Origin of the sequence: Coleofasciculus sp., assembly GCF_046539235.1 — a bacterium.
GTDB lineage: Bacteria > Cyanobacteriota > Cyanobacteriia > Cyanobacteriales > Coleofasciculaceae > Coleofasciculus.
The window spans coordinates 1-9,888 of record NZ_JBKHHI010000243.1; the positions used below are offsets into that span (position 1 = coordinate 1).

The 9,888-nt window shown below is 45.2% G+C and carries 10 protein-coding genes; 6 read left to right on the forward strand and 4 right to left on the reverse strand.

Annotation, left to right across the window (positions count from 1 at the left end; genetic code table 11):
• Positions 1-90 precede the first annotated feature (90 nt).
• A complete protein-coding gene (locus tag ACLFWI_RS19545; RefSeq protein WP_446414295.1) occupies positions 91-1,395 on the forward strand; it encodes a hypothetical protein in 1,305 nt (434 codons plus the stop codon).
• Positions 1,396-1,586: 191 nt separating this feature from the next.
• Here the strand turns inward: ACLFWI_RS19545 and ACLFWI_RS19550 are convergent, their stop codons facing one another.
• The 3 genes from ACLFWI_RS19550 to aspS all read right to left on the reverse strand — a co-directional run bounded on the left by ACLFWI_RS19550 (position 1,587) and on the right by aspS (position 4,279).
• On the reverse strand, positions 1,587-2,030 hold the full coding sequence (locus ACLFWI_RS19550; protein WP_446414296.1) for a DUF3368 domain-containing protein: 444 nt from the start codon (positions 2,028-2,030) through the stop codon (positions 1,587-1,589).
• Between the two features lie 34 nt (positions 2,031-2,064).
• On the reverse strand, positions 2,065-2,316 hold the full coding sequence (locus tag ACLFWI_RS19555; protein WP_446414297.1) for a UPF0175 family protein: 252 nt from the start codon (positions 2,314-2,316) through the stop codon (positions 2,065-2,067).
• A 154-nt stretch (positions 2,317-2,470) separates the two neighbouring features.
• A complete protein-coding gene (aspS, locus tag ACLFWI_RS19560) occupies positions 2,471-4,279 on the reverse strand; it encodes an aspartate--tRNA ligase (RefSeq protein WP_446414298.1) in 1,809 nt (602 codons plus the stop codon).
• A gap of 256 nt (positions 4,280-4,535) precedes the next feature.
• On the opposite strand from aspS, the gene ACLFWI_RS19565 reads away from it, so the two are divergent.
• From ACLFWI_RS19565 to ACLFWI_RS19585, 5 genes are all read left to right on the forward strand, one after another.
• The gene (locus ACLFWI_RS19565) at positions 4,536-5,066 is read left to right on the forward strand and encodes an orange carotenoid protein N-terminal domain-containing protein (protein WP_446414299.1); all 531 of its coding nucleotides are present in this window, start codon (positions 4,536-4,538) and stop codon (positions 5,064-5,066) included.
• Positions 5,067-5,266: 200 nt separating this feature from the next.
• Positions 5,267-5,689: a roadblock/LC7 domain-containing protein gene (locus tag ACLFWI_RS19570; RefSeq protein WP_446374099.1), complete on the forward strand. Its 423-nt coding sequence runs from the start codon at positions 5,267-5,269 to the stop codon at positions 5,687-5,689.
• Positions 5,690-6,158: 469 nt separating this feature from the next.
• On the forward strand, positions 6,159-7,025 hold the full coding sequence (locus ACLFWI_RS19575; RefSeq protein ID WP_446414300.1) for a DUF4388 domain-containing protein: 867 nt from the start codon (positions 6,159-6,161) through the stop codon (positions 7,023-7,025).
• A gap of 11 nt (positions 7,026-7,036) precedes the next feature.
• Positions 7,037-7,570, forward strand: coding sequence for a GTP-binding protein (locus ACLFWI_RS19580; protein ID WP_446414301.1), 534 nt, complete (start codon positions 7,037-7,039; stop codon positions 7,568-7,570).
• A gap of 388 nt (positions 7,571-7,958) precedes the next feature.
• On the forward strand, positions 7,959-8,825 hold the full coding sequence (locus tag ACLFWI_RS19585; protein WP_446414302.1) for a DUF4388 domain-containing protein: 867 nt from the start codon (positions 7,959-7,961) through the stop codon (positions 8,823-8,825).
• 164 nt (positions 8,826-8,989) lie between these two features.
• Here the strand turns inward: ACLFWI_RS19585 and ACLFWI_RS19590 are convergent, their stop codons facing one another.
• Positions 8,990-9,754 carry an ABC transporter ATP-binding protein gene (locus ACLFWI_RS19590; RefSeq protein ID WP_446414303.1) on the reverse strand — a complete coding sequence of 255 codons (765 nt, stop codon included), beginning with the start codon at positions 9,752-9,754 and terminating at the stop codon, positions 8,990-8,992.
• Positions 9,755-9,888 lie beyond the last annotated feature (134 nt).

Genomic DNA, 9,888 nt, shown 5'->3' on the forward strand with positions numbered 1-9,888 from the left:
CACTGCTAAAAGATTGCAATTTGCGTCGAGAGGGATTAAATTGCAAACTTAAGATATAACCTTCACAGTTTCTTTACTTGATTATCATCTGTGAATCACACTGAAACCAGACAACTCGGATTCTTTTCCCTGGCGGCTTTGCTAGTATCGGCACATTATGGTTTGGGATTTGTTCTCGGAACCGCCGAAAAAGCTTTGACCTTAGGTTGGGCGGGTAGCCTCTATCCAATTTCTATTGCTCTCGGTACCCTTGTCCTCCTAGCATTTGCCAGATTCTATTGGCGGTCAGTTGAACCAATCTGGACGCTATTGGGAAACCGCTACGGACATCCTGTCAAAGTATTGGTGGGAACTATGTCCTGGTTGTCGCTAATTGGGATTTTTGCCGTGCAAATTATTGCGGGCGCATTTATCCTCAAAGTCTTAGATGTACCCGTGCAGACCAGTATGCTAGGCTTAGCCTTGGTATTTCTGCTCTCTTCTCTACTCCCAATTGAGAAAGCCAGTTGGCTATTCCGGGGATTATTGGGATTCAATATCCTGGCATTATTGTACGCGATCGCGAAACTGCACGCTGTTCCCCTCTATTTACACGCCCCAGTGGATTTCATCCCCGCACTACAGCAGATGAGTCCTCCTTCTTTACTCGGCATCTCCTTATCGACAGTATTGCTGGTATTAATTGATATGAAATATCACCAATTTGTCGTGCAAGCCAGGGATGTACGCAACCTCTATATTGGCTGTGTCTTAGCGGCTATCTTATTCCTGTTTCTGGCGTTATTACCGTCTGCTGTAGTAATTGCTAGCCAAACGGCTGGGATTTTACCCACCGATATTGATGGCAAAGCAATCATTCCTTGGATTTTACTATGGCTGGGTGGAGGCGCTAATCGCTTGGGGGGACAGTTGTTGATTTTATCATTAATCGTACCCGCTTTAGGCGTCGGGAGTAGTATTTTGCGGGTGCAGACGAAGGTGGTTTTAGACTTTGAGTTGATTCCCGATTCTCAACTGAATCGGCTATTAATTGTCATTATCAATACGGGTTTGGGACTAGCTGTCGCGTTGAAGGGGGGTTCAATTATTAGTCTCATTGTCTTGTTTTATGCTGTCTATGTGGCAACTGTTTGGGTTCCCTTTGCCGCTTACCTCGTCGCTGAAACTGGACGCTATACGTTTGCCGCGAGTAGTGTTCGGCTGGCATTAATTATTAGTGGTGTATCGGCTGTGGCAATGTTGATATTGAGCTTGATGAAACCGGATGCTGCCTTTTTTAACAGTGCCGAGTTAAGTATTATCATGTTGGGCATTGGCTTTGGTTGCTTGGGGTTAGGCTTAGGAGAGATCATTGAGAAATATTTGTCCATTTCTCCGATCAAAGAGGAATTGTAAGTCATTTGTCCTTTGTCCTCCGTCCTTTGTCATCCGTTTTGATGCATCCCCGCCAGAAAGATGTAGTAGCGTGGCACATCTAATTGGATGGATTAGGCTGGCGTGCATAAATTGTAGGGGCGTGTAGGGGCGCAAGGCTTGCGCCCAATTTAGTAAATGTTACCGTAGTTGTACGATGCCAATTCATAAAATTACTCTCCCACCTTTGCCAAAGCCCTATTCATCACCGCATCAGACAAGTACATTCCCGTTAGCCTTAACGTTTCCAAAACAGGACGAGCTTGAGGAATCACCCCTCGTTTTTTCGCCACCAACACCGAACCCAACGTACCCCGCACTGGAATTCCTAAAGCCAAAGCACAACGCCGCCCTGCTAGATCATCCACAATAATCTCTGTCCCCTTTTCCCTATAGCCCCAAGTCAAAACCTCAGATTCCCCTTTCCCCAAATCCCAATTTTGAATAATCGTAGGAATTTCTGGAGTTTGCCGCACCACCAGCCAGTCTGTTTCCCTTAAAGCCTTTGACGTTACATCATCCTCCCCATAAGCATAGATTTCATCTCGCACCGCCATCGGTACAACAATCTCAGCACTCAGCACCCGCAATAACTCAAGATACCCACCCTTACTCAAAAAAATCAGTGGTTAAGTATTAATTACCGTCAAGCTAGGCACGCTCTAACTCCTGCTCCAAATCATCAAAATCTACCCGAAAAACATCAATTTTATGCCGAGCCAAAACTTCCAGAAAATCCCGACGATTTAATCCAGAAATCTGCGCCGCCTTCTCCTGAGACACTTCCCCCTGCTGATACCAAAATATCGCCGCTGCCAAACGCATCTCCTCCCCAAACTCCTGGGGAGACTTACGCCGTGCCGACAATATTTCCTCAGATAAATTAAGAATAATTTGAACCATTTTATTTGACTTATTGTAATTATTCTGGCAAATAAAACTAACAATTTAGCACAGTAACTACGGAAGACCCCTATTTCTTGAGGTAACCGACATCAAACTTTACTTGTAGAGACGTTGCATGCAACGTCTCTACAATATTGCCACGACGAACGATCTACTTTACCCCAGATGCTTTCTTCGGCTTATAGGTAGAAGCAACGTGCAATTCTTTTAACTGCTTCTCTCCCACCTGGGCGGGTGCTTCCGTTAACAAACAACTGGCTTGCTGTGTCTTAGGAAACGCAATCACATCCCGAATTGACTCTTCCCCAGCTAACAACATAACCAACCGATCTAAGCCATAAGCAATTCCGCCATGAGGAGGGGCACCATAATCAAAAGCTTCTAGCAAAAAACCAAACTTATTTTGAGCCTCTTCTGGCGACAATCCAATTGCCTCGAATACTCGTCTCTGAATATCGGGTTGGTACATCCGCAAACTGCCACCACCGACTTCATAGCCGTTATACACTAGATCATAAGCTTGCGCCCTTGCCGTTTTCAGATTATCGATATCATCGGGGTGAGGCGCGGTAAAGGGGTGATGAATTGCCTCTAAGCGCTTTTCATCCGCATTCCATTCAAACATCGGATAATCTGTCACCCAGAGTAAATTAATTTTCGTCGGGTTAATCAGTCCCAACTCCTGACCCAATACCTGGCGTAGCCGATCCAAGGTTTTATTCACCACATCGGTAGCACCCGCACCAAATAAGAGTAAATGACCAGGTTTAGCCCCCGTCATCTCTAACAGTTTCTGTTTCTGTTCCTCAGTGAGATTGTCTTTAATTGCCCCAATCGTGTCAATTTCCCAGTTGTCTCGCACCCGAATATAAGCCAAACCCTTAGCACCTGCGGCGGCAGCTTCGTTAAATAAGTCACCACTCTTACCGGGTTTAATCCGCACGTTGGAGATTTTTTCGTTACCGCCAGGAATTGGTAACACTTTTACCTTACCCCCAGCCGCCACTGCACCGGAAAAGACTTTAAATCCTGAATCTTTGAGTAATTCCGATACATCCACCAGTTCCAAGCCAAAGCGGGTATCGGGTTTATCCGTACCGTAGCGTTCCATGACTTCGGCGTAGGTAAAACGGGGAAAAGGGCGGGGAATGTCTATCCCTTTTACTGTTTTAAAGATATGACAGACCAAGCCTTCATTCAGCTGGAGAATCTCATCCTGGGACATGAAACTCATTTCCATGTCCAACTGGGTAAACTCCGGCTGACGATCTGCCCTTAAATCTTCATCCCGAAAGCAACGGGCAATCTGATAGTAACGGTCTAAGCCGGCAACCATCAACAATTGCTTGAATAATTGCGGCGATTGTGGTAATGCGTACCATTCTCCTGGATTCACACGAGAGGGAACTAAATAGTCTCTCGCCCCTTCCGGTGTGGAACGGGTTAACATTGGGGTTTCCACCTCAATGAAATGTTGCTCATCTTCTAAATAACGGCGAATCGCCTTAATCACCTGATGGCGCAATTCTATATTTTGGCGCATGCGATCGCGGCGAATATCCAGATACCGATATTTGAGCCGCAAGTCTTCCCGCACGGCTTCGACGTCAGCAGTAGACACCTGAAAGGGTAACTGCTTCCGCACCGTATTCAACGGGTTAATCTGATCCGCATACACTTCCACTTCACCCGTAGATAAGTTCGGGTTGAGTGAATCATCGGGACGCCGACTCACACGCCCGGTAATTTGGACTACATACTCATTCCGCACGGCTTCTGCATTCTTATAAGAATCCGGCGTGCGCTGAGGATCACTAACAATCTGCACAATACCCGTGCGATCGCGCAAATCTAAAAATATCACCCCCCCGTGGTCACGTCGCCGATCTACCCAACCACAGAGGGTAACGGTTTCACCAACATGGTTACTTCGCAATTCGCCGCAATAATGAGTCCGCATAACCGATGAAAAAATAAGTGCTTTGATAGGGAGGAACGTCTAAGGTAACAGAATGTGAACGCTTTGCCCATTATCCTGCATTCGGTGGTCATTGTCTTTGTCTTCCCACCAACTTCATCGTCTCTGGATAGAGGAAGGTGTTGATCTAACCACAGATTCTAAGCAAACTCTACCGATCGGAGGGCGATTCCTGTTTGTAAACTTTGGTAAACCTAGGAGTAGAGATATTTTGTTGTATTAGGAGGAAAGAAACTATATGGCTTCTACTCAACCGACTGGTGTAAACCCAGCCCGCTCTGAGGAGACGAAAAAAGTAGCCCAATCATTTGAGGGTTTGAGTACCGATGACAAACTAGCGTTACTTTACTACATCTACAAAAAAATGGGTGATTCGATCACACCAGCAGCACCCACAGCGGCTGATGCGGAAATCTCCCCCCAACTGCTGCGAGACTTCTTTAACCTTTCCGATGATCAGCAGCTAGCCGCGATGCGAGAAATCGTCAATCGTGAAGATACACAAGTATCACGGGCATACGGGGCATTGAGTGAAAATAACCAATTGTTAGCCTGGTACGCATGGGCGCAAGGAATGGGTGATACGGTTGTCGATATGCCCCTCAACTATAAAGCGAGTCCAGAGGTAAATCGGATTCTATCCCAAATCGAAAATCTAGATTTCGAGGGGCAAATCTCTCTACTGCGCCAAGTTGCGGGAATGATGGGTTACAGTAACGTTCAACCCATTCCCAGCCAGGAAGAAACCGGAAAAACCCCTAGTTTATAGAGTCTCAAGGGATTGGGGAAGTAGGGGCTTGGGAACCAAGCCCCTATGGTAACCAAGCCCCTATCCGATTGATCGAAAAGTCCGTGATAAGTTCGATTGTGAGATAGAGTTGGATACTTGGATAATGGATGGATTTAGTGGTATTCATACCCTTTGACTGTCTCACCAGATCCAACCCGGACTTATCGAGGATGATGACAATGACCATTAACACGGCGAAGATTGAGAGCATTTTGCAAAATTTTGTGACGGGCACCAGTGAGGTTCAGGGAGCCGCTTTGGTGTCTCCAGACGGGCTACCCCTAGCTTCAAGCTTGCCCAATGAGATGGATGAAGAACGAGTTTCCGCCATGTCAGCCGCGATGCTATCGTTGGGAGAGCGGATTGGCTCAGAATTGTCCCGAGGCTTTCTTGATCGCATCTACGTCGAAGGCGATCGCGGCTACGGCATTTTGACCAATTGCGGCGAATATGCGGTGTTACTGGTTTTAGCTAGCAAAGCGGCTAAACAAGGTGTACTGTTGCTGGAAATTAAGCGTGTGATTCCAGAGTTGAAGGCGGCGCTTGATCCAATCCGGAAAATATCAGGAGCCTATGACACTCAATCACAGGTCGCTGAATAATTCATGACTACGACAAGAATCACAATTGCTCTCCTACCTCTATCATGACTGTGACGAGGTGGGATACTCTCTGACACTCGCCCAAGAGTGAGTTTACCCAGAATGCAGTGTGGGCTTGAGTTTAAGCTCACATACAGGATAGAGATTTAATCCCCATAACTCTATCAAGTCGGTAAGGTAAGCTAAAGCGCTGCTCACAGATAAGTCTTGAACTTGAAAGAATCCTGAGAACCGACACCCAATCTTGAATCAGGCAGTGTAAACTTGTCCTGACTGTTGCTTTGGCGCTCTGACTAATGTTGCCAAGGTTAGGATAACACGATTACTATAGATCATAAAGATATTTATGATTTATCTAAGAAACGTAACAAAAGATTGAGTATTCTTCAATTTGACTTTCAAACCTAAGACAATAACTCTAAAGTCTGCCTATTTTTTTGACAATTTTTTAGCAAGTAGTGAACAAGTAATGGCAATTACAAGCTGTTTGTCGGAGTTTTCTCTCCCTGAACTATTTCAATTTCTAGATCAAGGTAGCAAAACCGGATTGCTGACCTTGCGATTCCTGACAGAAAATCATGAGAAACGAGTACGCCATGTACTATTACATCAAGGTCGCATTGTCGCTGTGACCAATCGCTTGGATCACCAGTGCTTGCTCGCCATGATTGTACAACGAGGCTGGATTAGCCCGGAAGTGTTGCGAGAGCAGGTGAACCGTTGCCCAGCGAATATTCCGATTGGTTTATACTTAAAGACTCAATCGTTTCTCCAGCCGGAACAACTCAGACTGTTGTTCCACGCTCAAGTTCTACGGCAAGTCTGTGGTTTGTTTCGGCTGAGAGAGGCTCGATTTAAATTTGATACTAAAGCGACTTTGCCCACGACGGAAATGACTGGCTTAAGCCTCAGCGCCACCGAAGCCACGTTAATGGGTTTACGAGTGTTAAGAGACTGGGTATTATTAGCAAACAAACTGCCAGAACCAACCTCCGCCCTGTCGAGAGTAGTGATTGGTAAGCGTCATCTGCGCTTGGATTCGCTGGAAGGGCAAGTTTGGCAGCGATCAAATGGCTCGATTTCTCTGAATACAATGGCAACTCAGCTCAAACAACCCATAGAAATAATTCAACAAACGGCATTTCGACTGATTAGCGTGGGTTTAGTCCAAGAAGTCCCAATGATGACGGCGACGTCTCGTGCTAAAGCCATGGCAGAAGATGTTTTAGAACCTGTAGCTGCTGGAACCAATCATGGCACTAAGGAGGATAATAGCTCTGAGGTTAGTCCTTCCTTTATGCAAAACTTGCTGGGTTTCTTGAGGAGCAGCAAGTAACGGTGGAAATTATGCGTCTAGTTGTTACGGGTACAGTGGGTGCTGGCAAGTCCACCTTCATTCGCTCAGTTAGCGAGATTGCTGTAGTTGATACGGATCGACTCTCAACCGATCAAACTACTGACATTAAGAAAAAAACAACCGTAGCGATGGACTTTGGACGCTTGCAATTTGCCCCAGAAATGGCATTGCATCTCTATGGTACACCAGGACAAGCTCGCTTCGATTTTATGTGGGATATCTTGATTCGCAAAGCCCATGCTTATATTCTTTTGGTAGATGCTCACCGACCTAGCGATTTTCGTTCAGCCCGTAAGCTGCTCGCGTTTATGAAACAGAGGGTAGACATTCCCATGCTAATTGGCTTGACCCACAGGGATTGTGAAGGCGCTTGGTCTGAAGAAAATGTCGCGATCGCTCTAGGTTTTGTGGATGAAAAAACTCGTCCGCCTTTTGTCAGCTTAAATGCTAATGAAAAAGATTCAGTTATTGATACTCTAATTGTCTTAATTGAACATTATTTAAATTCTGTTGTTAAAACATAATAGTTTGGGCATTTTTAATTATTTCCAATAAATATAATTCATAATAAATTAAATTTACATCACTATATTTAATTATTGCCAACGCCAGAAGCAACAGAAGGCAAATCCCATTTTTGCAAATCATTATGGAGCGTGTGAGCATTTTGTTCATATCTAGAAGTAAGCTAGCCAGATGTTTGTGCTTCATGCAGGCTTCGGCGTCCTCGCTACTTGGGCTGAAGTGGCAGGATTATCCTGAAAAAAGTAAGACTATCGGCTAATATGAATAATTGTTAAGCTATAATATTATTAAGAAAATATAAAATTCAGCTAACTTCCTTTAAAGCTTGAACACGTCCTGCCTGATTGAAGTCGGCGCTGATGTTCTTAAAACTGTCCTTTTAAAACTATGGCTATTACAGGTTACTTATCTGACTTATCCCTTCCCGAACTATTTCATTTGATTGAACAAGGGAAAAAAACCGGGTTACTCACATTACGCACCGCATTAACCAGACCATCAATTCCCTATTATGTATGGGTTCACCAAGGTCGTATTGTCGCGACAGCTAATCGCTTGGATGGTCAAGGTTTAATCGCCCTAATTGAGCAATACCAGTGGGTGAGCGATCGCGTGGTAGCCAAGTTAGTCCAATGGTGCTGTCCGACTGGAAAACCGCTGGGATTGTGTCTCAAAAATCACGGTGTTTTACAAACCGAACATCTTAAACAGTTATTCCAAGTTCAGGTTTTACAGCAAATCGGTGCCCTGTTTCAACTCAAAGATGCTCAATTTAAATTGGAGCAGAATGTACCCCTACCTGGGCGAGAAATGACGGGGTTGAGCATACCCGCCACTGAAGCCACGTTAATGGGATTGCGGGTGCTGCCAAACTGGGATACCTTAGCTGATAAATTACCTGATCCCAATAGCGGTTTAATCAGTACAAAGACAGGTCAACTTCGTTACCGATTAGATCCGGTCGAATGGCAGATTTGGGAGTATACTAAAGGGACGGTTTCGCTGAAAATGATTGCCAGGGAACTACGACTCCCGATAGAAAAAGTGCAGCAAATTGCGTTTGCCCTGATTACAGTCGGTTTAGCCGAAGAAGTGCCGTTATTCGTGGGAAATCTACCCACTCAATCCGTTGAACCCTTACCCGCGCAATTGACGGAAGAATCGGAAACTAAAACGCTCAGTAAATCTTTCGTACAAAACTTTATGAGTTTTTTGCGAAACAGTAAAACAAAACCGATATCAGTTGGAACTTAAGTTCTGAGTTTTGAGGAAAGTAGGGGCGGGTTTCACTACTATCATTTCGGTTTCACCTAGATGCGACTAAACCCGCCCTGACCGAGTTTTGAGTAGCGCTAGCTTTTTGGTTCTTTGGTTCCAAATCTTGTCGGGTATTACGATTACCAAGGAACCATGAACAACTACCCTGTTGCCACTTGTACCATTTCCTCTGGCGTCAAATACGAATGAATGACTTCACCATCCCGAAACCAAACAATACGCTTCGTCAAACGAGCGACATCCGGTTCGTGAGTCACCATCACCACCGTAATTCCCTCCTCATTGAGTTGGCTAAATAACCCAATCACTTCAGTCGTTGTACGAGAATCCAGCGCCCCGGTTGGTTCATCTGCCAAAAGTAATACGGGTTGATTGACGATCGCGCGGGCAATGGCTACCCGTTGCTGTTGTCCACCAGACAGTTGATTGGGCTTATTCAACTGGCGGTTTTCCAAGCCCACCCGCTTTAAAACACTCATGGCGCGATCGCGGCGTTCTTGGGGGGAAATTCCAGCATACACCATGGGCAACATCACATTTTCCAAAGCGGTAAGTTGGGGTAACAAGTGAAACTGCTGAAACACAAAGCCAATCTTGACATTGCGAATCCCAGCTAATTGAGCATCATCCAGATGAGAAACATCCACACCATCGAGGTAATAGCGTCCAGACGTGGGTTGGTCAAGACAGCCGATAATATTCATGGCAGTTGATTTTCCCGAACCTGACGCCCCCATAATCGAGCAGTATTCACCTTTCTCTATGGTTAGATTCACTTGGCTGAGGGCTTTGACTTCTGTATTACCCGTACCATAAACCTTAGAAATATTTTCTAGACGAATAATGATGGGTAGTTCAACTGAAGTTGAATCAAGGGACGATGGAAAATTGATAGAGTCGTGCATAAAGCTCTACGGTTAATAAACAAGGCAATTGTAGGGGCGGGTTTAGGAACTCAATTATGTATTCACCGATAACTAAACAACAAAACCCGCCCTACCCAATGATAACGAAACAACAACAGCCTAAATAGTATTTT

What these genes read in the sequence shown, in the direction of transcription:
- ACLFWI_RS19580 (WP_446414301.1), top strand. Translation starts at nt 7,037, where the DNA reads ATGCGTCTAGTTGTTACGGGTACAGTGGGTGCTGGCAAGTCCACCTTC.
- ACLFWI_RS19575 (WP_446414300.1), top strand. Translation starts at nt 6,159, where the DNA reads ATGGCAATTACAAGCTGTTTGTCGGAGTTTTCTCTCCCTGAACTATTT.
- ACLFWI_RS19565 (WP_446414299.1), top strand. Translation starts at nt 4,536, where the DNA reads ATGGCTTCTACTCAACCGACTGGTGTAAACCCAGCCCGCTCTGAGGAG.
- ACLFWI_RS19590 (WP_446414303.1), bottom strand. Translation starts at nt 9,754, where the DNA reads ATGCACGACTCTATCAATTTTCCATCGTCCCTTGATTCAACTTCAGTT.
- aspS (WP_446414298.1), bottom strand. Translation starts at nt 4,279, where the DNA reads ATGCGGACTCATTATTGCGGCGAATTGCGAAGTAACCATGTTGGTGAA.
- ACLFWI_RS19555 (WP_446414297.1), bottom strand. Translation starts at nt 2,316, where the DNA reads ATGGTTCAAATTATTCTTAATTTATCTGAGGAAATATTGTCGGCACGG.
- ACLFWI_RS19585 (WP_446414302.1), top strand. Translation starts at nt 7,959, where the DNA reads ATGGCTATTACAGGTTACTTATCTGACTTATCCCTTCCCGAACTATTT.
- ACLFWI_RS19570 (WP_446374099.1), top strand. Translation starts at nt 5,267, where the DNA reads ATGACCATTAACACGGCGAAGATTGAGAGCATTTTGCAAAATTTTGTG.